Genomic DNA, 25,626 nt, shown 5'->3' on the forward strand with positions numbered 1-25,626 from the left:
TTATAAGGAAATATCTAGGTCAAAAATATCGGATAATTCTTCAGCAATTGCATTGTGATCTTGCTGCATTTGATTTTGTAATTGGTCTGGATCATCGACCAACATTAAGTGTAAGGATTCAGTCTGATATTTATATAGTCGCACAACTGCCCATGGTGTCAGTAAACCGAGGCTAATCACTTTAGCCAACCAATTACTCAAGACAATCCATGCATAGCGCCATTGATTACAGTCCGTATGAAACTGACTGCGGCTCAACGTGGTGTTATTCCAAGTGGTAATAAAAATACGTGCAGCGGTGAGTGGCCAAATAAACATATAGCCAATCAAATACATACCAAAAATAATGAAGACATAAGATGCGTCATTTAAACCATCTGAACTACCAAACAGTATTGCAAAGATCACTGCCAGCAATGCACCAAAGCCCATAAACAGAAATAAAGGCACATACATGGCACGCATATAATCGCCCCACGTATTATTCAGATTAAATTTCAACTGACCCAGATACAAATGATTCAGACATTCACGTTTATATAGCCAGACCGCAACTGGTGTAAACAAACCAAGGGTAAAGACAACCACCGCAAGACATTTAACAAAGCACCAATACGCGCTTTTATTTGTCCCAGAAAAAAAGAATCGGCTATTACTAAACTTACTGTTACGGGCGCGGAAACGAATCGTAGATCGAATGAGCCAAGGAACTGCGAAAAAGATCAGGACAAAGCCCGCTAAGAAAGCTTCCCAAGAATATTTTGCAGCAAAAGAGAAACCACCATAGACCACTAGCGCAATGATTCGTCCAACTAAAATTTTTGTAGGCAAACCAGTAAAGTCAAAACGACGCTGAAATACCCAAGTATTACCGTAAAAATAACGTAAACGGCGGACCTTTGCCCAAGGCGCATAAAGTCCAAGCGTGACAATTGTCAGTAAGATATTCACGATCCAAATACCGAAATATTCAGACGCATTACCTTTAAACCTAAAATGATAATTTCGTCCCAAAACTTCAGCCTGTTCTGTATCACCAAATAGACTCGGTGGATTCAGTACGGGCAGCTCTGGCGGAAGCGGCGTTTCCATTTGTGAATTTTGCATAAGTACCCTAAATTATTTTTTTTGGTATGTCGAATTTATTCATTTGCATGGCAATGCTCATCACCATGCATTATTTATACGTATATCAAAGCAAGCTATGCCTCAATATTTCTTAACCACTGGCTTTAGAATTAATGAACCGCTGTTTGCAATTGGACAGCGTGAAATTGCAAATGATCGTCCATAAAACTTTGAATAAAATAATACCCATGATCATAGCCAACATGTTCGCGCAGTTCGAGTGCCTGCCCGACTTGCTCACACGCTTGCTTAAACAACGCAAGATTTAACTGGCTATAAAATTGATCATCAATGCCTTGGTCAATCAAAATGGCTTTAAACAAAGCCCCTTTAGTTTGCACTAAAGCTGTAGCATCATGCGAAAGCCACTGCTGACGGTCTGAACCTAGATATTGACTAAACGCTTTTTCACCCCATGGACACTGACTCGGCGCACAAATCGGTGCAAAAGCAGAAACCGATTTAAACAGGTCAGGATGCTTCAACGCTAAAGTTAATGCACCATGGCCGCCCATACTATGTCCGAATATGCCAATCGCAGCTTTTTGTACCGGAAATTCAGTCTGTACCAGCGAATACAATTCTTCAGTAAGAAAACGTTCCATTTGATAATGCTCGGCCCACGGTTGTTCCGTTGCATTAATATAAAAGCCCGCACCCTGCCCAATATCCCAATGATCGCCTTGCGCTACCTGTTCCCCACGTGGAGAAGTATCAGGGCTGATTAAAATCAGGCCGAGCTGCGCAGCTAAACGCTGTGCATGCGCTTTAATGGCAAAGGTTTCTTCGGTACAGGTTAATCCAGCCAAATAAAACAATGCAGGACACGCTTGGCCTTGTAAGGCTGCTTCTGGCAGAAAAATACCAAACTTTGTCGTGGTCTTTAGACTTGAAGAATCCAATTGATAAATGCGCTGCTCACCCGCAAAACAGGTATTTCGTTGTACTAATTCCATGATCTTTATCCTAAACTTTTTAATCTTTTAAGGCGTAACCGTCGTAGCCGGTGCAGTAGTCGTCGGCGGGAACAATCGTTGTTCTAATTGAGGCAACATTAATGCCATGTTTTTCCCCATCGACCACTGAGGTTCAGAAGGTTCGAAACCCTGCGCTGCTTCCCATTTCGCAACAGTCGCTTTGGTTTCATTAAATGCCGCTTGAATACTGGTCTGTTCACGCATCGCCTGATCAAAGAACGCACGGCCAAAATAAGTGTATTCAGCTTCATTCGAACAGCCAAAAGACTGTCGATCAGCTGCCGATGCAGTAATAATTAAAGTATTATCATTTTGCAGTGCTGGAATAAAACTGCCTGAATAACATGAAGAAATCACAATTACACGCCAACGAATTCCGGATGCATCCAAGGCTTCTTTTAACCATTTAGGATCGACTTGCGCCAAATCCAAAGGTGCATTTTCCATTTCAAAGACATTAGGTAAACCGTGTGAGGTCATATATAAAAATAAGACGTCACTTTCTCGGTTCATCTGTTGACCAATACGACGCAGCGCCAACTCCATACTGGTTTTAGATGCCAGCGGAATTTCAGTACGCGTTGCGGGGTTATTGATAAGCTCAACCGAACGCCCATAGGTGCCAAAACGTGTATCAAACTGTTCTTTAATCCGTTCAATTTCCAGTTTAAAGACATCTTGATAACTCGCACCAGCCACCCCTAAGAAGTACCAATGGGATTGGGCAAATTCACCATATTCCACTGCGTCTAAAGATTTATTGAGCAAACGGCTTTGTGCATAGAAGGCATCTTCAGCAAAGCTTGGTGGAACTTCTTCCACTTTCCAAATCGGCTGATCTTTGACTGAGACTTGCCACACGACCAAAGTAAATAGCGTCGCACCCATAATCAGTGCTCGCTCCCACCATGGCCATTTCAGTTCACGTGAAAATACCCAAACGACAGCTAGACTTTGCCAAACAAATAGAATAATGAATAACGTTGGAATGTAGTCATATAGGAAGTATGGGAGAAAATCGAGATCTCCCATATATTGAATCAAACATTGAAACAACATGATGTGCGTATCAAGCACCAACCAGAGCAATGCTGGGACCAACATTAACCGTGGATTATTCACACGTTGTGACAGGAAAATCCCCACGATTAAAGCAATAAATGGCCACAATGCGTAGCTAATGAGACCTTGGGCATTAAATTCGCCAATACGCCCCGTGCTGAGCCAACTAAATAAACTGTTGGCACAACCACCTAAAATCCCCCAAAACACCAATTGTAAAATCGATGGTCGAACGATTTGTAAAGAACGACGAGACCCCAAAAATAACCACATCCCCGCAGTTTGGTTGCTTTTAAAATCATGCCAAAAATTGATGGAGGGTTTGAAATCAATCATAGAGTTCTGATGGTGGCCTTGGCTCGCTTAATTGCACAAATAATTTTATGCCTGATGTCGTTTTTAGCAATGCTATTTTTTAACTATATAACAAATCTTTGAACAATATTGAAGCAAATATCATTTTAAGTCACAAGATCATGTTGGAAATATGCATCAAAGCGACAAGCATCACCTTGCCACTGATGTTGCGGCTCTTGATTCGCTAAAAAAACCGCCAATCGTGGACGTTTAACCACGACACGTTTAGCAATTTTTTGTGCTAAATCCAGTAAATTATCACCTAAATCCATTTCACCATCTTCAGGTAACAGTAAATGCAATAATTGCATTTGTTTTTTGACCTGAGCTTGCTTTTTGACGGCTTGCTGGTTTTGGTCTCGCTGCGGAAACATCGGATCGAGATAAACCACATCAAAGATTTGATTGGTCGTCGATAAATGTTGCAAATAATCTGCCGAATCTGAAAAGACCAATTCAATTCGAGCCACAACCGAACTTAAAAATACATCTTGCTGCGCACGTTGATGTGAGTCTTCCAATAGGGTAAATAAAATCGGATGACGTTCCACAAGAATCACATGCGCACCCAAATGGGCCATCAATAAACTATCGTGCCCTAGCCCTGCGGTTGCATCCACAAGCAGTGGTTTTTCTGCCAAATTACACGCACGTGCAATCATCTCAGACTTTAAAGATGCTCGCTTTAAACGTCCAACTTCTGCTTTCCAATCGGGTTGCATCTTCATGCCATTGGTCGCTAACCACAAACCATCTGCATCGACACACAAACTGAGTTCAGAGTTTAAACGTAAAAAACGCGCGTTTAATTTTTCAATCAATTCAATATTTACAGATACACCACGTGAAGAAAGCACAGCAGAATACTGCTGTGCTTTCTCATGAAATTCTTGTTCTGTGTATAAGCGGATTTCGCTTACCATAATTTCCAGCCTGTAAATGCGAACAATAAAATCAATAATCCCGAAACAATTCGATACCACGCAAAAATCATGAAATCACGTTTTGCCACGTAAGCGACAAGCGCACGAATTAAAATCAATGCAGAGACAAATGAAACGATTAAACCAACGGCGATCACAGTCCAATCTTGAGTGCCTTGAAATACATCATAGCTTTGATATAAATCCAGTAAACCTGCACCGACAATAACAGGAATACCCAAAAAGAATGAAAACTCAGTGGCCGCTTTACGAGAAACCCCTAAGAACATAGCACCAATAATGGTCGCACCTGAACGTGAAGTCCCTGGAATTAAAGATAAAACTTGAATTAAACCAATCCAAATCGCATCTTTAATGGTTAAATCTTCTACTTCTTTGGCACGCACTTGCGGTGGATTTTTTTCGATCCAAATAATGATCAAACCACCGATAATCAACCCCATAGCAATCGCAATGTTATTGAACAGCAGCTCTTTCACCGTCTGACCAAACGTCAAACCAATCAACACGATTGGAATCGAAGCGAGAATTAAGCCAAAACCTAAACGGCGACCTTTTTCTTCACCAGTCACCATACCGGTTGCTGCGCCCCACAGGCGGCCCCAGTATTCATAAATCACCGCCGCAATCGCACCCATTTGAATTGCGATCACGAAAACATCACTTTTTTCTTTGGTCCAAAAGTTCATTAATTCTGAAGCCAGAATTAAATGCCCTGTACTTGAAATCGGTAAAAATTCGGTAATACCTTCAACAATACCCATGATTGCCGCTTTGAGCAGCAGTAGAAGATCCATATATAACCCTAATTATGGCTTGCCTTGTTCTGAAATTTTCTTCCAGGCGTTATCTCGTAAATAAACGGGCAATGCAAGTTCAGCACTCACCCATGCTTTTCTTTGCGCCGCTTCGCGGGCAATAGTAGCAATATCTTGTGCTGTTGCACTTAAGTCTTTGTATTGTGTTTGTTCTGATTGAATGAGCTCACTACCAGAACCCACGACGGTAAATTTGATCTGCGGTGTGGCATCGGCGTAGCTTAATAGTTGTTCTTCATCTACAGCCTGCATAATGCCATTGGCATCGAGTTGATAGCTAGCGATATACACTTCTTGCATGCGTGCATCAAGGACTGCCGTTACTTGGGTCAAACCATATAAACGATGCGCCGCTTGAGCCAAAGCTTGCAAAGTCGATACTGGAACAACAGGTACGTCATTGGCCCATGCCAAGGCTTGTGTTACCGCTGCATTAATACGAACACCACTAAATGAGCCAGGCCCACGACTAAAGGCAATCGCAGTTAAATTCGCTAACTCAATAGCAGTTTGATTAAGCCCTTGCTCAATCATTGGGAGAATGGTTTGCGTCTGCGCTTTTGCCCGTAAATCGAGTTGAAAATAAAGCTCTTGAGTTTCATCTACAATCGAGACGGAACACTGCTCATTGGCAGTTTCCAATGCCAGTAATTTCATGCGCAACCTTAATTAAATTTAATCTTAAAAAACGTTGAATATGATACTCCACTCCATCGCAGTTCGCGAGATGTTCCACCTCAGACTCAGCGCTTTCTGTATTTAAGCCATAAAAAAGCCTGGAAAAACGTCGAGGCTTTTTTGCTTACCATGTATAACGTTTTAAAGTTCAGCGACTTCGAGTTGAGTAAAATGTTTAAAATGAGCGGCATAGTGCATGGCACTCATTTTTAGACGTGCTTCGGCTTGCTCATCTAAAGTCTTGACGACTTTACCCGGTGAACCCATCACAACAGAATTATCCGGAATCACCTTCCCTTCTGGAATTAAAGCATTCGCACCAATGATGCAATTTTTACCAATCACAGCATGATTTAGAACCACGGCATTGATTCCAATCAGACTATTATCACCTACGGTACATCCGTGTAGCATGGCTTGATGCCCAATCGTGACATAATCACCAATGATCATTTCAATGCCCGCATCGGTATGCAGCACCGCATTTTCTTGTACATTGGTAAAATCACCCAGTTTGATACGACTGTTGTCCCCTCGAATGACGGCTCCGAACCAGACACTCACTTCTCGGCCTAATTCAACTTGCCCAATGACCGTTGCATTTTCTGCAACCCAACCATCCCAAGGTTGATGCGTGGCTTTCGGGCTATATCCTTGAAATTTGTACAACATGATCAAACATCCTATTTTGACTTTCTAAAAATGATTTATGGCTCACGGCCCAAATGAAATGAAGGAGAATTTAATAAAAAAGGCCATTCTTTTTGATAATTCAGACCATATTGAAATAAGGAAATCAGCATCCGTGCAGTCAAGCCCCATACGATTTCGTTTTCGATTCTTAAACTGGGAAAATAAAGCGATTGCTGGGCAAAACGAACTTCATATGGCGTTGGCGGTGTTTCTAAAAGCTGTCTTAATGATGCAAAAAAAATACGGTCAATTTCAGTGGGTTGAGGTATTAAATTTACGTCAGGCGGGATCAATCCCACGATCGGTTTAACCAACATCCCATTCCGTGCTTTTTGCATCGGTAAATCACCCAAAAGCTGCACATCAAATGGATTTAGAGCGGTTTCTTCTTGAGCTTCTCTTAACGCCACCACGATATTACTGGTGTCTTGGGCATCACGTTTGCCACCGGGAAAGGACACTTCACCGGCATGATTATTCATATAGAGCGAGCGGCGGGTCAATAAAATACGTGGATTATCTTCTTGGGTAATCGCAATCAATACAGCAGCATGCGCAGGTTGAATACGCTTAGAAAAACGTAAACTTTGCTGCAATCGCTGAGTCAATAAACCCTCATCCATCCACATTACATCCTTATAATTATCTTATTTTCATCATAGCTGAATTTCGGCCAAGCTGGTTAGAAATGATGCCAAAGTTTTATTTTTAAGTTATTCTGACGGTTCACACAATCCATGACGATGAATATGAACTTTTGCTCAAACTGCGGACAAAAAACAAAAGAAGCGATCCCGCTTGGAGATCATCAGATACGCCGTATTTGTACCGCATGTGGGTTTATTCATTATGTGAATCCTAAAGTTATTTGTGGTGCTTTAGCCGTTTGGGACAATCAAGTTTTACTTTGCCGTCGTGCGATTGAGCCACGTTATGGGCTATGGACATTACCCGCTGGCTATATGGAACTCTATGAGACAATGGAGCAAGGTGCAGCGCGTGAAACTCGCGAAGAAGCCGAAGCAGAAGTCAACATTGAGCAACTATATTGCATGTATAACATTCCCCGTATTGGGCAAATTTATGCCTTGTTCAAATCTGAACTAATCAATGGTGAATTTGGTGCGGGTGATGAAACCATTGAATCACGATTGTTTAGTGAAGAAGATATTCCTTGGGATGATTTAGCCTTTCCTAGTGTGGAAAGAACGCTGCGGCATTATTTTGCTGACCGCAGAACAGGTCAGTTTGAAATGCATCTCGAAACTCTCGGTACGCGACTCGATCACACAGGTTAGTTTGCAGATCTCTTAAATAAAAAAGCCCATCACGGATGGGCTTTTTTATTTTTCCAAGATTTAAATTTTTATTTTACCTTGATGGTGTAACACGGGGCCAATTCTAAAGAAATATCACCACCGCTTAACTTCGCTGTTTGAGCCGCAGCAGTATCATTTGGATTTTTTAAGCTATAAATATAACTAAAGCTGGCCAAACTATTCCCCCACTTCACCACTTTATTATCCGAATCCGACAAAGCAACGCCAGAGGGACGCGTGCCTGCATTGGCGTTAATCATATTGTGTAACTGCACTAAAGCACCGCCCACAACCATCGTGGTATCCGCTGAAGTTTTCACACTTGAGTTCATTCCAATCAACGCGCCATCAAGCGTATGGAAATATGGGTCAGCTAAAATCATACGAATCGAAATGGTATTTGGATTGATATTTCCTTCAGGCGTAAAGGTACGGGTTGTTGTTCCGATACGATATTGCTGTACACCTTTATCATCTTTCATTAACAGTGGGTCAAGCACATCTTTTCCGCTACAGCCTTCCGTCGCGTGTGTAGACAAGTCGACAATTTGGCTATCTTGACGAGTAAATACATCGTCTGGCACGCCAGATTTTATATTTGTGCGAATATCACCATTACGGTCAATCACCACACCCAATTTCACTGTTTTAATCGAAGTATCGGTAAATTTAAAGGTTAAATCTGCATACAAGGGGAAGATATAATTTTGTCCAGCAGCAACATTTTCAACAGACTTAAAGACTTTTTTGTCTAAATACGACAGCGGATAAAGCTTGTATAAATCCATCGTGCCTTTAAATTGCACTTGGTTAATATTTTGCTCCCAAAGACCTAATTTTTTCTTATCATCGGCCGTCAGAACATAATCATCTTTTTTAGCCGTTAACGTTTTATATAAACTTCCACCTGTACCGACCACCATTTTGTCGGCAAGTAGCGTCCCTTGTTTAATAATCAGTGGACCTGAGTTTGCTTCTTCTGCATCAAAACGGAAACCCAGTATGCCAGGTTTATCAATTTGCTTTGTAAGCGGATCAATCCAATTATCCTGTGGTGTTGCAGTTAAACGCGTTGGTCGTACCTGCGTCAAGAGCAAGACATTCACACCACCAATGGTACTCAACTGTTGATCAACTTTGCCCTTCCACTGTAAACCACTACCAAAAGTCATGCCTTGGCGGTCCGTCATTAACATGAAATGACCAAACAAATTGACTTTTGAACTATCGGTCGGCAAACATTCATTTTTGTCGCAGCCCACCAGTCCATTTGAACCGCTGGCATTGGTAATCACGCCATCCGTTGAAAACAACGCAAACTCAGGCTGATATACCGCAGCGGTTGAGATATTCATGAGTTTTGAAACTAAGGTAAATGCGTTTTCATTGCTGACTTCGGACAAGTCTAGCCAAGGTGTAAACAGGTCATTAAATTCCGTATCTGAACTGATACTGAAATCTGCTGTCGCGACATTTCGAGTGATTTGATCAATCAAAACTTTATCTGCATTGTTGATATAAACCGCTTGGATGTCTGTAGCTGTAACTGCGCTATTATTTTTCAAAGCCAAGGCTTGAATGATTTTGGCTAAACGCATGGCCACTTTAACTGTTGCGTCGGTATTTGAAATCGTTGCAGCAGGTTTACCCGAGATGCCAGCAGCCAAATCCAATAAGGTCAAACGAGGTGGTGTCGTGCCACTGGCTACATTTGAAATTTGCTTCAAATCTACTTTACCCAAATCAATTCGACGTGATTTTTCACCTTGGACAAAGAAAGTCACCGTATCGCCAATTTTACAGGCACCTGTCGAAACACCCTCTTTAAGATCGAACAAGGTAATGTAGGTATTTTTAACGTCGCTCGAACAATTAAAATTCAGACCTTCAATTGGATAATCTAAAACGAACTCAACACAGCCTTCGGTATTACTTTTACAAGTACCATTGGTCGTACTGGTATCATAAATTTCAGGATTCACATTTGCACTTTCACCGCCACAGCCACTGAGCGCTGCAACCAATGCCGTTAAAGCAAACGGTAATAAAATTTTATTTTTCATCCTAATTCTCTTTCTTTTGTCCTTAACGGATTGCTGTTAATTTAAGTTGGCCTTGATTAGTTAATACGCGGCCATCGACGTCAATTGCTGTTGCTAAAGGCGTTAAGAATAAATACTGGCTACCTTTAGGCACTTGAATCACGCCTTCTATTTTTTCATGGTAAAGATGATCCGCTTCACCTTGGTTATTTTTGAATCCACCTGCGCCTTCCATGACACATCCATTTTTGTCTAAAAATACCGCAAATGGCCAATAAAATGTAGGATTTTGTACTTTGGATGCAAATGAATGTATACGAATATTTTGTAATGGTGATTTTAGTTTTACGACTTCATAGTCAAATTCGTCAGACAACGGTGCTCGAGGCCATAAATTAATATCTTGAGCTAAGTCGAGCTCTTTGGCTTTCTTCATTTTTTTATTCGAAAAACATTGCTGACCTAAACCTTGAATGGTGTCAGCTTGTGAGACCCGATAATACGATGTGGCTAAAGTGATTGGGCCTGTATCTTCGGGTTGATTGCGTTTAAATAAATTATCAATGACGGAGCGACTGACACCTTTTTCACGTTCAATCGTTTGCATCCGCGTTTGCCCCATCTTGCTGTCAATAACGCCTTCGGGCATGGTGTAAAAGCGCTTTTTGCCTTCTAAGTTAAACTCTTTATCTTCCAGATATTCATTATTGACATACTTTTCACCGGCCATGGTCGAAAAACCTTGCTCTTGTTTTACCTGAGTCGATTGTTTTGAAGGATTATTTTCTAAGTTTTCACCTGAAGATTGTACGGATTGATCAGTGCTGACTACTTTCTCAGCAAGGATCTTTTTCTCGACGACAGGTTTATCTTTTTCAGCTAGAACTTTGGACTGATACGCTTCACGAGGTTGGGTTAGCTCTGATTGCTGTAACTTCTCTGTCCATGTTGTTGAAGGTAAGACTTTTGCTGAAGTATCTGACGCTTGTACTGACTTTTCAGATTTGGGAACTTTATCACCTGAGACGTTTTTAATTTTATCTACTGTGACAGCTTTATTATCATCCCGTTTTTCCGGCTCACGTGTACTTAAACTCTGAAACTTCACCGGTTCAGCAGCCTGTGCTGTTGGACTCGTTTGACGTGTCATCGGTGTCTTGGTTTGAGACGGACTAATGCTTACAGATGGTTGAGTAATTTGTTGTACAGGTTGAGAGTCTATCGTTTTAGCAGTTGGACTTTCTTTAGGTTTCTTTGCTGGTTTTTCTTGCACTTGTACCACCATTGGGCGCCCATCTGGCCCAATAATGGTATGAAACGCTCCAGCGTTGGCATACGACACTTGCACCACAGACAGTGCAAGTAACGTTTTCATGAATAAAATCCTTTTCATTCTGTTTGCTTATCCTACCAACGAGTTCTGTAATTTAATCCTAGGATAGTGATTTTCGTATCGGTTTTTACATTCAGTCCAGCATATGGGTTTAAAAGTAAATTATTCACACCGGTTAAGTTTGCAAGACTACTAGTATTCGCTGGAATGTTATCTTTACTGCGTAAAAAGCCGATTGATAAATCTAAATCCGTATCTGCATCAAAACGATATCCAATCCCCATACCAAAGAGCTGCGCACCATTAATCGGGACCATGGTATTTCGCTTACCATCAGGAATAGACGTACTCCTTGGTTCATAGCCTGCACGTAATTTCAAACGATCTGTTGCAGAATATTCAATACCAATACCCCAGTTCCAAGGCGATGTAAATTTCAAAGGTAAGGCCAAAGAATTATCAGTCACATTTTCAGATAATAATTTTGCAATTTTCAGCGCTGAAATTTGACGGTCGAATTCAAAACGGAATTTGTCCCAAGCACGATAATCGGTCCACCCCACATCAAAATTGATTTGTAAATCAGGCATAACCTTATATTTGATCCCGGCCTGTACGTGCTGTGGATATTCAAAATCCATCGAAACCAAACCCGACTCCGAGTTAGGCACGGCATTTGGGAAACCTAAAATTGCAGCTAAAATTTGACCTGTTGGTGATGACATTAATCCCTTAATCATCTCCTGAGGCGCTTTTGCATTATGAATGCGATAACGACCTTTCATGCGCATTTTCGCTGCACTTTGGTACACCATACCAAAACTAAAATCTTCGCGTGGCTCCCACAAAACCCCTAAGTTGTAACTTGGGCTCAGTGACTGCTCTAAAGCCAATTCCATCTGACCAAATTTGCCAAATGGATTCATCCCTTCTTCGGTATTACACATCCCCAATAGCAAGATGTCGGTAATAATGTCCGAATTTTCCTTAAATGGTGTACAGACGACTTCATCAATCATCCTTAACATGCCGATCAATTCATTGGGAAATCGCAGGTCAGATTTCAATCCAATGGCTTGATAGGACATCCCCACACCACCACCAATCGATAGCTCATCACTGACTTGATAGCCTACTGTTGGCGATAGATAAGTAATACGCTCTAGAGCAACTTGTTGTCCCATGAAATTACCTGGGTTACCATTTTCAGCACCAAAACCCGCAATCAAAGGTGCATAAACAGCTGATGCGAATGTTGCTTTAGAACCCGGTGGATTGTAGGCAATCCCCATCGTTGGCGCGGCAATGGGTTGTCCAGCACCAAAATCCACCATCTTTTTTAAGACAGGTACATATAGGGATGCATATTCAACATCACCAGAAACCTTATCTTTAAAGTCCGTACAAATATCAGCCGTCACTTCAGGACCATCATTACAGACTAATGGATCATCTGAATAACCAAAAACGTTATAACCCGCAGGAACGGTAAATTCACGTTGAATATCAAAGTTTGCAATGATGCCCTGCATATCTGTTTGCAAACCTTCAATCTTAGTTAATGCTGCAGGGTTAAAATGTACTGCACTAATTCCTGGAGGATCCGCAGTTACTGCATTACCTAATGCAAGTGACCGTACATCAACTGAAAGGTTGGTACCCAATTGTGCAAAAGCAGCACTAGAACAGCCCGTTAAAACGATCGCACTAACAAGTGGGCTGAGTCGAATTTTACGCATACGACAGCCCTCTTAACGAAGTTTTTTTCCAAAACCTAGAATATCCAACGGGAAAGACAACCCTAATGACACATCTGGTGCATCTTCAGTTAAACCTAACCCCACCGTACCATTCACAATGGTCTCTGGAGATACACGTACACCTAAAGAAATCGCGAGAGTTGAGCTGGTTTGGTCTGCAGGTGAATAGGATTCGCCACTGCTATAGGTAAATTCAGCGCCGGTATTGAAACTTTGTTGATATGACATGGTAAGGGAAACATCGTAGTTAAACGAGTATGCAAAACCGAATGCAAAACCGCCACTAATCCCCGGTTCAAACTCTTCAATGACTCGCGAACCACGACGTTGGTTTAAGTCAGTTTCTTTGAAGCCATAGTTTGCCGAGACGGATGCAAACAACACAACGGGATCAATATATTTACGTGTGCTGGCACCGATACCTGCAGAATAGTAACCTTTACCTGTTGCTAGATCATTTACAGCATTAATTTCGTATGGACTATCACCAGTTTTCGTGGACAAATTACCAAATAAAATAAGAGGCAAACGACCTTGCTTCAATGGGAAGGGTTCCCAACGTGCGCCTAAAGAAATATCCCCTAAACCTGCAGTTGAAGTATCTTTTAATAAATCAGTTTTCGCCACTAAAGGCAAAGATGCAGAGAATGTCAAATTATCCATTACACCGTATTGCACGGTAAATGTATTGGTCATCGAATGTGTTGCATTTTCTTGTACACGTAGTTGATAAAGCTGGCCTTGTGCCATTTCCATATCAAGCTGTGTATCACGGTAATAGGTGTAATCTATATCGTAAAAAGATGATATTTCACCTTTTTTAATCAATGAATACTGACGTTCATTCGAGCTAAATACTTCCTGTAAATTCGCTTCTTGGCTCGCATCACCTTCTTGTTGCTGAAGTGCTGTCGATGCTTTTTCATTGGCAGTAGCGACTTCGGATTGTGGCATTTCAGCTTGTACGGGCTCTTCTACAGATTCATACTGTCCAATTTCTGGCTCGGCAGTAGCTTCATGTGTAGTATCAGCTTGGGTTGCCGTAACAGGAGATGCCGACTCTTCAACAACTGTCTCTTGCTCAACCGGATCATACTCTCCTAGACTTGGCTCTTCAGCTGCATATGCAACCCCCATCACCACTTGAATACTCATGGCTAGTAGTGTTTTGTTCATCCATTTACGATTCATGTTCCTTCCCACCGTTTTTATTTTTTTAATCTTGACGCTTTGTTATACGCATTCATCTAATTATTTACTCTTATAGTAAAGCCTTAGAAAGTTGTAATTCGATTTACCATAAGACTCCGACTCTTCATTCATATTTTTATCAAGTCGTATCGTAGATGCTTTGTCCGCAATTTTTTCCATATAAAACTGCGGATATTGAATATCAACCAATGCATAACGGTTCACGGTTGCATCTTCAACATGTCGCAAGTCTGAATCTTGCAAAGCCAATAAATTTTTACGTTGCTCAGGCGCAACATTGATTAAGAATAATGTGTTGTTTTCCCATATTTCTTGGAATCGAACTTCATCGAAACTGATATTGCCCAGTGCTGGATCTGCAACATAAACACGCCCATCTTTATAGGCTTTAAAAACCACAAAATGTTTAAAACCAGCATATGAAATCGGAACAATCGCAGGTTGGCCTTGCTTAACTAGATCTGAAAACTCACCTTTGTAGCCCCCACTGTCTAGCCCGACAGCAGCGACAAAACGTTTCATGTCTAATAAGGAGAAACTTCGACGTTCGATAATTTTTTCAGTTTCACCAAATTTCAGCAAACCATTCATGGTCTGTTGCTCAGTCAGCTGTGTACCTACATAACCATTTAATAAAGTGGTTAAGGCTGCTGAACCACAACTGTAGTCGTAGGCTTGCCGAACGATGCCTCGAAATTGATCTTCTATGGCAGGTTTAATTTTTACAGATTCACGGTGCATCCGAGTAAAGGAATCATTTCGTGAATCCAATGTTTCGGTATAGTGAACTGTTCCGACTGGCTTTTCTTTTAATTCGAAGGACTCTTTGGCAAAGTAATACATCAATGCCGAGCCCACAGCTATCTCTAACATAAGTTCTAACTTTTAGTTATCGGCAATGATGTGCCTTTTTTCATTATTTTTTAGAGCTAATGCTCTACATCCATGTATTATGCAAGATACCTTTTTTTTTATAAAAAAACAGCATTTTTTTATGCTTTGTTGGGTCATTCCGCACTTTTTTGTAAAAAAAAGCGCGTGATCAACACGCGCCTTATTTTATTCTAAATTACTTACTAGAAATCGTAATCACAGAACCTGGATTATAAACACCTAAACTAGGGCTATAATATGTTTGCAAGCCTTGAACTTCGATATCACCAATTGAACCAGCAGTACGACTACCTAAATGAACACCTTTCACATAGTTATCAATTGGACCAGAGTTGCTCACCATTTGAATATATCCTTTTGATGTTCCTTCTGCACCATAAACACTAATATCTTGGTTAATGGTTAAGTCTGTTTTACCCGCATCAGCAACTTTTATGCTTTCAATAAAGATTTCACCAGCAGCACGTGTAGCGTTTTTAGTTGATGCATCCAGAATACCTAGATTTTGAATCTCTAAACCACCAATCATAGTTGTATTCAATTTGATCATTGCACCCTGTGGAGCTGCACCAAGTTGAATATTTGCAGCCATCTGACCTGTTTTCAAAGTTAAACCAGAAAGAATTGCATTGTAGTTGCTATCATCACCACCACGACGAATACCTGTTGTACCAGCCGTACCTGATGCAGTCACACCAATTTCACCAATTTTAATATCTAAGCCCGAAACTTGTGCTGCAATATTAACAAACGCTCCACCTTTTGCAGAATTACCAGCATCTGAGTCAATACGTAAATCAGCCAAATTATGACTTGCTAACAAAGCTTGTGAATTCGCAGTAATTACAAGACCATGCTTTTCATTAGCATCACCGGCTATCCCGTTCCCCTTAATTAAAAGAGCACCTGCTACACCTGTACCACCAACAATATTTGTTGAAGAAACTTCTGCATTTGCAGCAAAACCTGTTGGCGTAGGAGGAGTTGTAGTTGTATCAAAAGTAACTTTTGTACCTGTCACAACGTTTTTTGCATCAGTTGCTAAACCGTCATTATCGTGAATGTAAAGTTTCTCGATTGCAACTTTTGAAATACCAATCCCGATGTTAATACCATCTTGACCAGTGGTTGAACTAAGTGCAGCATCGTCCATTGCTTGCATAGCCATAGCATTCGCACTAAATGCGATTGAAGAAACTAGAGCTAATTTAGTGAAATTTTTCATACGGTACTCTCCCAAGAGTATTTATTTTTTTTGATTTTCAACCACTCGATTTATTCAGCTGTAATATTATTTTGTGACAACTGTTAAATCTTTCCTTGAGTTGTTTGCTCGCTCGATTAAATTATATCCAAGCTGAAATTTGTTCAACTGTCGTTGGTCGCAATCTAATTCTTACCGATAAACGGTATTTGCAAGCCAAATGAATTAGGAATGGTATAAAATTCATTTTAGTCTTTAAATTTAATTTCTCTGTTGATGCAAAAACCGATTTCTTTTAAAAAATTTATTCTCAAACAAAATGTTAGTGCTCAAAATATTTTGCAAGCGCTTGCACCCTTGTCACATGTGATTTTTTTAGAAGATCAAAACCAACCTGTTATTTGCTTTTTGGCAAATCAATATCAGCAATTTAAGAATGATGAACTTAAAACTTATGTCCGTACCAATTTAGATCAATATGAGGAATGTGATACTCAACCCTTGCCAGATATCGCCTTCCAAGATTTATGTTCAAAATTAGGCAGTGGGTTTTCTGGGGGCTGGTCTGGTTTTATTAGTTATGATTATGCAGCGCAGCAACAGATTTCCCTCCATGCCAAAGCGCAACCTCGCTTGTTTTTGGGGCAATTTTCTAGTTACTTAAGACTAGAAAATGATGGTTGGTATTTTTATAGTTCTGATCATTCTGCAGCTAAGATTTACGACTACATTGATCACCTAATTCAAACTAAGATCGCTCAGAATCAATTTAAATTAAGACAAAAATGTACTGCAAGATGGTCCAAGTCAGACTACACAAAAGCCTTTGATCAAGTTCAGGAATATATTACAGCGGGCGATTGCTATCAAATTAATTTAACACAAGAGTTCACAGCTCAAGCAAACGGTTCACTCTTAGATACTGCTCAAGAATTTTGGTCACTGACTGATGCACCATATTCAGGCTACTTACGTATTGATGATTTTGAAATTTTAAGTTGTTCTCCTGAGCTTTTTATAGATTTTAAGCCTGAACGCAAGATTATTACTAAGCCAATCAAGGGCACGATGCCTCGCTATGAAGATCCAGTGTTAGATGCGCAGTCAAAACAACGGTTAAAATCATCTGAAAAAGACATGGCTGAAAATGTCATGATTGTCGACTTACTGCGTAATGATTTGAGTGTTTATGCAGAAACAGGTTCTGTAAAAACACCTAAACTTTTTGATATTGAAAGTTTTAATCAGGTACATCACATGGTCAGTGAAGTTGAGGCCGTGCTGAAAACCGATGTACACCCTTTTGAGGTTCTGATGTCTGCCCTGCCAGGCGGTTCGATTACCGGCGCGCCTAAAATTCGCGCGATGCAAATCATTGATGAACTTGAAGGCGCCCCGCGCGGTGCCTATTGCGGCTCGATGGGTTATTTTAATCACGATGGCACGGGCTCTTGGAATATTTTGATCCGCTCTATTCAAAAATACCAAGATCAGGTTTCGCTGTGGGCAGGTGGCGGAATCACCATCGCGTCTGATTGCGATGCTGAATATCAAGAATGCTTTGATAAAGTCAAAGCGATGCTGGATTTGTTAAACACGTGGTATACGAAAGATTAAACAAAAAAAGCGATTCAATTGAATCGCTTTTTTATAACCCTCCCCTTGCGAAGCAGTGCTTCTCACCTTTTCGAAAGGAAGATTAGGGTAGATTTAAATTTATAGTAGCTTGCAGCAATCAAGCCAAAATATCGTTTTTAAGCGTATCCACAAGGCGCTGATTTTGTTCATCTGTACCAATGGTGATCCGCAGGAACTGATTAATCCGCGGCTTATTGAAGTAACGCACAATAATTCCGCGTTCGCGCAATTCAGCAGCTAATTCACCCGCGTCTTTCGTTGGCAATGATGCAAAAATAAAGTTTGCCGCAGAGGGTAATACTTTAAAGCCCAGCTCAGAAAGCTGCTCTACAAGTTTTTCACGGCTCACAATCACCTTGGCATTTTGCGCTTCAAAATACGCTTGATCCTCAAATGACGCCACGGCTGCTGCAATCGCAAAACGGTCCATCGGATAGGAGTTAAAGCTGTTTTTTACTGCCTCAAGCGCTGCGATTAAATGCGGCTGCGCAATCGCGAAACCAACGCGCAAACCGGCAAGTGAACGCGACTTAGACGTCGTTTGACAAACCACAAGGTTTTCATATTTCGCAACCAAAGCCACAGCAGATTCCGCACCGAAATCGACATACGCCTCATCAATCACAACCACTGAATTCGGATTGGCTTGCAACACTTCCTCAATTGCAGACAAACCTAAAGCAATACTCGTAGGCGCATTCGGATTGGTAATAATGATGCCACCATTAGGTTGTTTATAGTCATCCACCACAATTTCAAAGTCATCGTTCAGGGGCAAAATTTTAGTATTGGCAGCTATACCAAAAAATTGGCTATATACCGGATAAAAACTGTAGGTAATATCTGGATACAAAACCGGCAGCTCTTGCACAAAAAAGGCTTTAAAAATGTGCGCCAGAACTTCGTCCGAGCCATTGCCGACAAAGACCTGCTCAACAGGTACATGCTGCTGTTTTGCAATCGCTTGCTTTAACTCAGACGCATCTGGATCTGGATATAAACGTAAAACGTCAGCAGAATTTGCCAACACTTTTTGAACTGCTTCCACCACTTTTGGCGATGGCGGATACGGGTTTTCATTGGTATTGAGTTTTAAAATATTTTGGATTTTAGGCTGTTCACCCGGTGTGTACGGCTCTAATTCACGTACATCAGGACTCCAAAAACGCATTTGTTCAGCGGTAATATTTGGCATTTTATTTTGCTCTTTCTCACCCTCTCCTAACCTCTCTTGCACTTCGCTTTAAAGGAATCCTTAAAGCTCGTTCAGGGAGAGGAATATTCATTTTATGAGATTTCCCCTCTCCTTTCAGGAGAGGGTTAGGGAGAGGTTTATATTTTTGGAAAACTAAGTTTTTCACCTAGTCTATATTTTCTTACTGATAACGATAGCGTGCTGAACGCGCATGCGCATCTAAGTTTTCCTGCTCCGCTAATGTATCAGCCGTTTTCGCTAAACTTTTCACACCATCTTCAGAGCACATAATTAAACTTGAGCGCTTTTGGAAATCATAAACACCGAGCGGTGATGAAAAACGCGCTGTGCCCGAAGTAGGCAACACGTGGTTTGGACCTGCACAGTAATCACCAATCGCTTCAGGCGTATATCGACCCATAAAAATTGCACCGGCATGGCGGATATCTTCAGCCATTTCCTGCGCTTGATCCAAGCACAGCATCAAATGTTCAGGCGCAACCTGGTTAATCAATTCAGCGCCTTCAGCGCGGTCTTTGACTAAAACCAATGCACCACGGTTTTCGATTGAAGTGCGCGCGATATCTGCTTTAGGCAAAGCTTCTAAATGCTTTTCAATCCATAGTTCCACTTGATCTAAAAGTTCTGCATCTGGCGTAATGAACACCGCTTGAGCCACAGTGTCATGTTCCGCTTGAGACAACAAATCCATAGCCAGCCATTCAGCATTGTTTTGACCTTCTGCATAGACCAAAATTTCGGATGGCCCTGCAATCATATCAATGCCGACTTGACCAAATACTGCACGTTTTGCTGCAGCAACGAAACGGTTTCCCGGGCCAGTGATTTTATCTACAGATGGGATGGTTTCTGTGCCGTAAGCCAATGCTGCAACCGCTTGCGCGCCGCCAATGGTAAATACACGGTGTACGCCAGCCAAATAAGCTGCCGCCAAAACCAATGGATTTAAATCGCCATTCGGCGCAGGCACTACCATAATAATTTCAGGCACACCAGCAACATGCGCAGGTACAGCATTCATCAATACAGAAGACGGATAAGAAGCTAAACCGCCCGGCACATAGATACCCACACGGTCCAGCGGTGTGACTTTTTGACCAAGCGTATTTCCTAAAGCATCAACATAGGTCCAGCCGTCTTGCTTTTGCGCTTGGTGAAATTCACGAACACGGTTCGCAGCAAGTTCTAAGGCTTCACGCACTTCTGAACTTAAACCCTCAAACGCTGCTTTCAACTGTTCTTGTGTCAGCTCTAATTCTGAGAATTGATGCGCTGGATGTCGATCGAACTGCTGTGTCAATTTAAGAACATGAGCATCACCATGCTGACGAACATCAGCAATGATTTGGTCAACGGTTTTTAAAAGTTCTGGATCATTCACAGTTTCAAAAGCCAACAAGTCAGCAAAAGCTTGCTTGAAGTTTTGATCTTGAGTCGATAAACGTCGCATCAATTTACCCACAAGGTAATCTATTGGAAAAGATTAGTTTACCTGTTTTACAGCAGCTTGTGGACATCTATCGCATGTGTTCATGTGGAGTTTTATTGAAAATAACTTTCGTTAAAATTGGTGAAAATACAGTTTTATCATTATTTTTCAGTTTTCATAAAAAAAACCGCCCAAATTTGAGCGGTTTGATCAGCATAGCTAGAAGCTTAATAGCTTATGCTTTTTTTGCTTGCTCGCGTTCTTCCACGGCTTTTTCTAGCTGTGCAAGAATTGGATTCAACAAAGTTTGTTTACGTTTAAAGCTTGCTTTGTTCACGATTAAACGTGAAGACACTTTACAGATTTCTTCCAAAGGCTCTAAACCATTGGCACGTAAAGTATTCCCGGTATCCACAACATCGACAATGTAATCGCCTAAACCAACCAATGGTGCAAGTTCCATAGAACCATAAAGTTTGATCACATCAACTTGTTCGCCCAAGCTTGCATAATATTGACGGGTCAAATTGACATACTTGGTTGCAATCTTTAAACGACCGTTCGGACGAACCATGCCAACTTTACCTGCGGTCATTAACTTACAGTTGGCAATTTTTAAGTCCAATGGTTCATACACATTTTGTGCACCATGTTCCATCAGCACATCTTTACCTGCCACCCCAATATCTGCAGCACCATTTTCAACATAAGTTGGTACATCAGAAGCACGTAAAATTAAAATACGTACGTGCTTGTGGGTCGTTGGAAAAATTAACTTACGAGATTTATCCGGATCTTCCAATAGGTTAATACCAGCTGTTTCCAACAATGGCAAAGTTTCTTTTAAGATACGTCCCTTACTTAATGCTAAAGTTAAACCATGATCAAAATTGCCCATTACGTCAAAATTAGGATCATCGTTTCTCATATCGCTCATTAACTTACTCGCTTAATTTGGGCACCTAAACCTTGTAACTTCGCTTCAACATCTTCATAACCACGGTCAATATGATAGATACGGTCAATCAACGTTTCCCCATCAGCGGCAAGTGCTGCTAAAACCAATGAGAAAGAAGCTCGTAAATCAGTTGCCATCACTGGTGCAGCAGATAATTTCTCTACACCTGTAACAACAGCATCATTACCTTCAACCTGAATATTGGCACCCATACGTGCTAATTCAGGTACATGCATGAAACGGTTTTCGAAAATCGTTTCTGAAATTGTGGCAAAACCACGGCCAATTGCATTCACCGCCATGAGCTGTGCTTGCATATCGGTTGGAAATTCTGGATGTGGTAAAGTCTGGAAACTTACTGCTTTCGGGCGTTTACCCATCATATCCAGTTCAATCCAATCTTCACCGCGCGTAACTTCCGCACCCATTTCTTCAAATTTATCTAGCACAGACTCCAATAAATTTGGATCTGTATGCGTGGTTTTGATTTTACCGCCAGTTATTGCCGCCGCAGCAAGATAAGAACCTGTCTCGATACGATCTGCAACAACGGCATATTCACAGCCATGTAGGCTTTCAACACCTGTAACAACCAAAGTATCTGTGTCTAAACCTTCGATTTTTGCACCCATCTTGATTAACATATTAGCAAGATCGGTAATTTCAGGTTCACGAGCCGCGTTACGAATGGTCGTTACACCGTCTGCAAGAACCGCAGCAGTTAGAATATTTTCAGTACCACCAACTGTGACCATATCAAAGACAACTTCGCCACCTTTTAGACGACCATCCACTTTGGCATGCACATAACCTGCTTCAACTTCAATCTCTGCACCAAGTGCTTCTAAAGCTTTTAAATGTTGATCTACAGGGCGTGAACCAATTGCACACCCACCCGGCAAAGACACTTTTGCACTACCATAGCGCGCCAATAACGGGCCAAGCACCAAAATAGATGCACGCATGGTTTTCACGAGTTCATATGGTGCAAATTGATTATCTAAGCTAGAAGTATCAGCCTTAACCGTATCACCTTCATAACTGATTTGAACACCTAAACCTGCGATCAATTTCACTAAGGTGTTCACATCTTTTAGATTTGGAACATTGGTTAATGTAATAGGTGTATCCGCAAGGATAGTTGCAGCGAGTAATGGCAATGCAGCATTTTTCGCACCAGAAATACGAACTTCACCTTCGAGCTTAGTACCGCCCTGAATCAGAAATTTATCCATTAATTATTAAGCTCCGAATAAGCTTGCTTTGCGCCATTCTTCTTTGGTCATTGCACGAATTGTTACTGCATGTACTTCACCGCTGGCAATGTAGGAGTTCAAAGGTGCATAAACAGATTGTTGACGAGCAACAGGACGTTTGCCTTCAAATTGATCATCGACGATGCGTAGATCAAATTTGCCGCCTTGCCCACTAACTGCAACCTCAGCTTCTGGAAAAGCAGCTTTTAAAATTTCAGTGAGCTGTTCACTATTCATCACAAGACCCCATATAGGACTAACGGTGTAAAACCCGTCATTTTACTATAAATCTAAAAAATAATTCATTAGTCACATACATTATATATATAAAAAAAGAGGTTATAAAAAACCTCTTTTTGTACAATTTACAATCTAAACCGTTAAAGGCATATAAATGAGCTGCATTTTTCGATGTTTATGTAATTGTTTTTTTAATTTTTCAGACAATTTTTTGATCGAGGTATACATATCATCAGCGCACGCTTGCGCAAAAAGTTCTGTCCCAGGTAATCGTATAATCGCTTCCGCAATATGATTATCACTACCTTTTTTTGAACGTTTATCAACCTGATGATCTTTAGTCAGTTTGACTTGCATACTATTGACCTGATCTAAATGTTTGGTCATTTCCGCAAATTTAAGACGAATATTTTCTTCTATTGCTGGCGTAATTGTTAAATGATGGCCACGAATTGTAATCTGCATAATTCTATTCCTCACCTTCTTTCAGGACTGGAAAAGTTCAAGCCGAATCATCCAACTCAATATGCGAAGCATACATTTACACAATCAGATCATTTCGGCCATTCCTTATAAAAAAAGAGATTCATTATTTCGTCATAATGAACCTCTAGAATAGTCAGATTTTCAAATTTAGATCAACACTTTTCGCTCTGAAGATGATGGAATATGTAACGATTCACGATACTTCGCAACCGTACGACGAGCAACATCTATACCTTCTGCATTAAGCAAAACTGCAATTGCATTATCAGACAATGGCTTACGTGTATTTTCTTCTGCAATCAGCTTTTTAATTTTTGCACGAATCGCAGTCGAAGACGCTTCACCACCAGACGATGTCCCAACATGACTTGAGAAGAAATATTTCAACTCAAATAATCCACGTGGTGTGAGCATATATTTATTTGTGGTTACACGTGAAACTGTGGATTCATGGAGTTCAACTTCTTCCGCAATATCACGCAGTACCAAAGGCTTCATTGCCTCAGGCCCTTGTTCAAAGAACGCTCGTTGATGCTCCACAATACAGGTTGCTACTTTTAATAAAGTTTTATGTCGTTCATCAATACTTTTAATGAAATTCTTAGCTTCAAGCATTTGATTACGTAAATATTGATTGTCATCGCTTTGATCAGCACGCTTGATCATATTGGCATAAAAAGAATTTACCCGTAGTTTTGGCATTACATCAGGATTTAATTGAACCAACCAATGTTCATTCTTTTTTAACACCACAACATCTGGAATTTGATAGTCTGAATCTTTATCTTCAAATTCTTGCCCTGGATGCGCTTTTAAGGTTTTTAATAAAGAAATGGCAAGTTTAAGTTGTTCCGTATTTAAACCCGTTTGCTTAATCAACTTGGGTAATTCATTGGTAATCAGCAACTCATAATTTTTCAATAATAAAATAGCTTCATATCGATATTCAACATGTTCAGGAAGATTTTCAACTTGCACCATTAAACATTCGGCAAGATTGCGTGAGCCTACCCCCACAGGATCTAGACGCTGAATATGCTTTAAAACTACTAAAACTTCGTCATCTTCGACTTCTTCTTCATAATCCATAGAGTCTAAAAGATGCTGAACAGATTGGGTAATTTCATTTAAGTCACAATCTAAAAAACCTTTGTTATCTAGTGCATCGACAATACAGTGCGCAATTAATTTATCGATCATAGAAAAGTGTAAAAGATTAACTTGCTCAAGCATATGCGCTTGTAAACTTTGATGACCCTGCCGATTATCTTCGCGCTCTTCAAACTCAGCAGCACCTAAACTTGTGGGTTGATGCGTATAAACATCATCCCACTCTGTATCCACTGGTAATTCATCAGGCAAATGATCGGCATTTAATTCATTGGTTAAGTCTTTATTTTCCCTTTCTTGTTCTTGTAAGCCATTTAAACTTTCAACGGTATTTTGTTCTTCAACTTTCTCTAATAGAGGATTACTGTCAAGTTGGATTTGAATTTCTTGTTCCAATTCCAAACTTGAAAGCTGTAATAAACGAATGGCTTGTTGTAATTGAGGTGTTAATGATAAGGAATTGGCAACCTTTAACCCCATCGCTAATTTCATTAATAACACCCCCTATAATTAACCGCACTTTATAAGCAATTTTTATGCCGTTTTATTTTTTATAGCATAATTTTGAACAGAACGCCCGATTTTTTGTCTTTTTTAGACTCATTATTCAGCTAATTTATTCTTTTATTAGGAACAATTCGCCTTATAAATGAATTATTTAATTAGATATATTATTAATTTCACTCTAATTCCCTCTCCCTTTTTCTTTTTTCTCCACGCATAAAAAAACACCCCCTGCACTAGTCAGGGGGTGTTTCGAATAATGAGCTGGCGATGACTTACTCTCACATGGGTAACCCCACACTACCATCAGCGCTAAGAGGTTTCACTTCTGAGTTCGGGAAGGGATCAGGTGGTTCACTCTTGCTATT

General features: G+C 40.7%; 23 protein-coding genes and 1 rRNA gene. 2 read left to right on the plus strand and 22 right to left on the minus strand.

Annotated elements, in window-relative coordinates; all coding sequences use genetic code 11:
• From FTU06_RS12860 to FTU06_RS12895, 8 genes are all read right to left on the minus strand, one after another.
• Positions 1-1,107 carry a YjgN family protein gene (locus tag FTU06_RS12860; protein ID WP_180147024.1) on the minus strand — a complete coding sequence of 369 codons (1,107 nt, stop codon included), beginning with the start codon at positions 1,105-1,107 and terminating at the stop codon, positions 1-3.
• Positions 1,108-1,238: 131 nt separating this feature from the next.
• Positions 1,239-2,084 carry an S-formylglutathione hydrolase gene (gene fghA / locus FTU06_RS12865; protein ID WP_180147027.1) on the minus strand — a complete coding sequence of 282 codons (846 nt, stop codon included), beginning with the start codon at positions 2,082-2,084 and terminating at the stop codon, positions 1,239-1,241.
• Between the two features lie 27 nt (positions 2,085-2,111).
• Positions 2,112-3,503, minus strand: coding sequence for a C13 family peptidase (locus FTU06_RS12870; protein ID WP_078192361.1), 1,392 nt, complete (start codon positions 3,501-3,503; stop codon positions 2,112-2,114).
• A gap of 125 nt (positions 3,504-3,628) precedes the next feature.
• Positions 3,629-4,447 (minus strand): class I SAM-dependent methyltransferase, encoded by an 819-nt coding sequence (locus FTU06_RS12875; RefSeq protein WP_218954119.1) that lies wholly within the window; start codon positions 4,445-4,447, stop codon positions 3,629-3,631.
• Positions 4,441-5,265 carry an undecaprenyl-diphosphate phosphatase gene (locus FTU06_RS12880; protein WP_078191179.1) on the minus strand — a complete coding sequence of 275 codons (825 nt, stop codon included), beginning with the start codon at positions 5,263-5,265 and terminating at the stop codon, positions 4,441-4,443. Before FTU06_RS12880 ends, FTU06_RS12875 begins: the two co-directional genes overlap by 7 nt.
• Before the next feature lie 12 nt (positions 5,266-5,277).
• Positions 5,278-5,943 (minus strand): tRNA (adenosine(37)-N6)-threonylcarbamoyltransferase complex dimerization subunit type 1 TsaB, encoded by a 666-nt coding sequence (gene tsaB, locus FTU06_RS12885; RefSeq protein ID WP_078191180.1) that lies wholly within the window; start codon positions 5,941-5,943, stop codon positions 5,278-5,280.
• Positions 5,944-6,105: 162 nt separating this feature from the next.
• On the minus strand, positions 6,106-6,636 hold the full coding sequence (locus FTU06_RS12890) for a gamma carbonic anhydrase family protein (protein ID WP_078192364.1): 531 nt from the start codon (positions 6,634-6,636) through the stop codon (positions 6,106-6,108).
• 35 nt (positions 6,637-6,671) lie between these two features.
• Positions 6,672-7,280: a CoA pyrophosphatase gene (locus tag FTU06_RS12895; protein ID WP_078192365.1), complete on the minus strand. Its 609-nt coding sequence runs from the start codon at positions 7,278-7,280 to the stop codon at positions 6,672-6,674.
• 126 nt (positions 7,281-7,406) lie between these two features.
• Here FTU06_RS12895 and FTU06_RS12900 point away from each other — a divergent pair, with 126 nt between their 5' ends.
• A complete protein-coding gene (locus FTU06_RS12900) occupies positions 7,407-7,955 on the plus strand; it encodes an NUDIX hydrolase (protein ID WP_180023250.1) in 549 nt (182 codons plus the stop codon).
• Positions 7,956-8,023: 68 nt separating this feature from the next.
• On the opposite strand, the gene FTU06_RS12905 is transcribed toward FTU06_RS12900, so the two are convergent.
• The 6 genes from FTU06_RS12905 to FTU06_RS12930 form a co-directional block, all read right to left on the minus strand.
• Positions 8,024-10,039: a hypothetical protein gene (locus FTU06_RS12905; RefSeq protein WP_180147030.1), complete on the minus strand. Its 2,016-nt coding sequence runs from the start codon at positions 10,037-10,039 to the stop codon at positions 8,024-8,026.
• A 22-nt stretch (positions 10,040-10,061) separates the two neighbouring features.
• Entirely contained in the window at positions 10,062-11,393 is a 1,332-nt protein-coding gene (gene filE / locus FTU06_RS12910; protein ID WP_257234437.1) for a putative pilus assembly protein FilE, read from the minus strand.
• A gap of 32 nt (positions 11,394-11,425) precedes the next feature.
• Complete coding sequence (locus FTU06_RS12915; RefSeq protein WP_180113843.1) at positions 11,426-13,090, minus strand: OmpP1/FadL family transporter; 1,665 nt, start codon at positions 13,088-13,090, stop codon at positions 11,426-11,428.
• 12 nt (positions 13,091-13,102) lie between these two features.
• Complete coding sequence (locus tag FTU06_RS12920) at positions 13,103-14,302, minus strand: hypothetical protein (RefSeq protein WP_180009927.1); 1,200 nt, start codon at positions 14,300-14,302, stop codon at positions 13,103-13,105.
• Positions 14,303-14,362: 60 nt separating this feature from the next.
• Positions 14,363-15,196 carry a C39 family peptidase gene (locus FTU06_RS12925; protein ID WP_180147036.1) on the minus strand — a complete coding sequence of 278 codons (834 nt, stop codon included), beginning with the start codon at positions 15,194-15,196 and terminating at the stop codon, positions 14,363-14,365.
• A 196-nt stretch (positions 15,197-15,392) separates the two neighbouring features.
• The gene (locus FTU06_RS12930) at positions 15,393-16,442 is read right to left on the minus strand and encodes a DUF6160 family protein (protein WP_168378499.1); all 1,050 of its coding nucleotides are present in this window, start codon (positions 16,440-16,442) and stop codon (positions 15,393-15,395) included.
• Between the two features lie 255 nt (positions 16,443-16,697).
• On the opposite strand from FTU06_RS12930, the gene pabB reads away from it, so the two are divergent.
• Complete coding sequence (gene pabB, locus FTU06_RS12935) at positions 16,698-18,038, plus strand: aminodeoxychorismate synthase component I (RefSeq protein ID WP_180147039.1); 1,341 nt, start codon at positions 16,698-16,700, stop codon at positions 18,036-18,038.
• Between the two features lie 118 nt (positions 18,039-18,156).
• Here pabB and hisC read toward each other — a convergent pair whose 3' ends face one another.
• The 8 genes from hisC to rrf all read right to left on the minus strand — a co-directional run.
• Positions 18,157-19,254 (minus strand): histidinol-phosphate transaminase, encoded by a 1,098-nt coding sequence (gene hisC, locus FTU06_RS12940; protein ID WP_180147042.1) that lies wholly within the window; start codon positions 19,252-19,254, stop codon positions 18,157-18,159.
• A gap of 181 nt (positions 19,255-19,435) precedes the next feature.
• On the minus strand, positions 19,436-20,737 hold the full coding sequence (gene hisD / locus FTU06_RS12945; RefSeq protein ID WP_180147045.1) for a histidinol dehydrogenase: 1,302 nt from the start codon (positions 20,735-20,737) through the stop codon (positions 19,436-19,438).
• 202 nt (positions 20,738-20,939) lie between these two features.
• Positions 20,940-21,641, minus strand: a complete 702-nt coding sequence (hisG, locus tag FTU06_RS12950) for an ATP phosphoribosyltransferase (RefSeq protein WP_078191192.1) — start codon at positions 21,639-21,641, stop codon at positions 20,940-20,942.
• Positions 21,641-22,897, minus strand: coding sequence for a UDP-N-acetylglucosamine 1-carboxyvinyltransferase (gene murA, locus FTU06_RS12955; RefSeq protein ID WP_078191193.1), 1,257 nt, complete (start codon positions 22,895-22,897; stop codon positions 21,641-21,643). Before murA ends, hisG begins: the two co-directional genes overlap by 1 nt.
• Before the next feature lie 6 nt (positions 22,898-22,903).
• Positions 22,904-23,155, minus strand: a complete 252-nt coding sequence (gene ibaG / locus FTU06_RS12960; protein WP_078191194.1) for a BolA family iron metabolism protein IbaG — start codon at positions 23,153-23,155, stop codon at positions 22,904-22,906.
• A gap of 135 nt (positions 23,156-23,290) precedes the next feature.
• Positions 23,291-23,623, minus strand: a complete 333-nt coding sequence (gene hpf / locus FTU06_RS12965) for a ribosome hibernation-promoting factor, HPF/YfiA family (RefSeq protein WP_078191195.1) — start codon at positions 23,621-23,623, stop codon at positions 23,291-23,293.
• 168 nt (positions 23,624-23,791) lie between these two features.
• Positions 23,792-25,246 carry an RNA polymerase factor sigma-54 gene (locus FTU06_RS12970; protein ID WP_180147048.1) on the minus strand — a complete coding sequence of 485 codons (1,455 nt, stop codon included), beginning with the start codon at positions 25,244-25,246 and terminating at the stop codon, positions 23,792-23,794.
• A 274-nt stretch (positions 25,247-25,520) separates the two neighbouring features.
• Positions 25,521-25,626, minus strand: a 5S ribosomal RNA gene (gene rrf, locus FTU06_RS12975); the annotation flags it as partial.

The sequence above is a fragment of the Acinetobacter sp. YH12052 genome (genome assembly GCF_013419835.1).
GTDB classification, from domain to species: domain Bacteria; phylum Pseudomonadota; class Gammaproteobacteria; order Pseudomonadales; family Moraxellaceae; genus Acinetobacter; species Acinetobacter amyesii.

Bases quoted from the DNA above. Each gene is read 5' to 3' on its own strand.
- FTU06_RS12860 (WP_180147024.1), bottom strand. From the start codon at position 1,107: ATGCAAAATTCACAAATGGAAACGCCGCTTCCGCCAGAGCTGCCCGTA.
- fghA (WP_180147027.1), bottom strand. From the start codon at position 2,084: ATGGAATTAGTACAACGAAATACCTGTTTTGCGGGTGAGCAGCGCATT.
- FTU06_RS12870 (WP_078192361.1), bottom strand. From the start codon at position 3,503: ATGATTGATTTCAAACCCTCCATCAATTTTTGGCATGATTTTAAAAGC.
- FTU06_RS12875 (WP_218954119.1), bottom strand. From the start codon at position 4,447: ATGGTAAGCGAAATCCGCTTATACACAGAACAAGAATTTCATGAGAAA.
- FTU06_RS12880 (WP_078191179.1), bottom strand. From the start codon at position 5,265: ATGGATCTTCTACTGCTGCTCAAAGCGGCAATCATGGGTATTGTTGAA.
- tsaB (WP_078191180.1), bottom strand. From the start codon at position 5,943: ATGAAATTACTGGCATTGGAAACTGCCAATGAGCAGTGTTCCGTCTCG.
- FTU06_RS12890 (WP_078192364.1), bottom strand. From the start codon at position 6,636: ATGTTGTACAAATTTCAAGGATATAGCCCGAAAGCCACGCATCAACCT.
- FTU06_RS12895 (WP_078192365.1), bottom strand. From the start codon at position 7,280: ATGGATGAGGGTTTATTGACTCAGCGATTGCAGCAAAGTTTACGTTTT.
- FTU06_RS12900 (WP_180023250.1), top strand. From the start codon at position 7,407: ATGAACTTTTGCTCAAACTGCGGACAAAAAACAAAAGAAGCGATCCCG.
- FTU06_RS12905 (WP_180147030.1), bottom strand. From the start codon at position 10,039: ATGAAAAATAAAATTTTATTACCGTTTGCTTTAACGGCATTGGTTGCA.
- filE (WP_257234437.1), bottom strand. From the start codon at position 11,393: ATGAAAACGTTACTTGCACTGTCTGTGGTGCAAGTGTCGTATGCCAAC.
- FTU06_RS12915 (WP_180113843.1), bottom strand. From the start codon at position 13,090: ATGCGTAAAATTCGACTCAGCCCACTTGTTAGTGCGATCGTTTTAACG.
- FTU06_RS12920 (WP_180009927.1), bottom strand. From the start codon at position 14,302: ATGAATCGTAAATGGATGAACAAAACACTACTAGCCATGAGTATTCAA.
- FTU06_RS12925 (WP_180147036.1), bottom strand. From the start codon at position 15,196: ATGTTAGAGATAGCTGTGGGCTCGGCATTGATGTATTACTTTGCCAAA.
- FTU06_RS12930 (WP_168378499.1), bottom strand. From the start codon at position 16,442: ATGAAAAATTTCACTAAATTAGCTCTAGTTTCTTCAATCGCATTTAGT.
- pabB (WP_180147039.1), top strand. From the start codon at position 16,698: ATGCAAAAACCGATTTCTTTTAAAAAATTTATTCTCAAACAAAATGTT.
- hisC (WP_180147042.1), bottom strand. From the start codon at position 19,254: ATGCCAAATATTACCGCTGAACAAATGCGTTTTTGGAGTCCTGATGTA.
- hisG (WP_078191192.1), bottom strand. From the start codon at position 21,641: ATGAGCGATATGAGAAACGATGATCCTAATTTTGACGTAATGGGCAAT.
- murA (WP_078191193.1), bottom strand. From the start codon at position 22,897: ATGGATAAATTTCTGATTCAGGGCGGTACTAAGCTCGAAGGTGAAGTT.
- ibaG (WP_078191194.1), bottom strand. From the start codon at position 23,155: ATGAATAGTGAACAGCTCACTGAAATTTTAAAAGCTGCTTTTCCAGAA.
- hpf (WP_078191195.1), bottom strand. From the start codon at position 23,623: ATGCAGATTACAATTCGTGGCCATCATTTAACAATTACGCCAGCAATA.
- FTU06_RS12970 (WP_180147048.1), bottom strand. From the start codon at position 25,246: ATGAAATTAGCGATGGGGTTAAAGGTTGCCAATTCCTTATCATTAACA.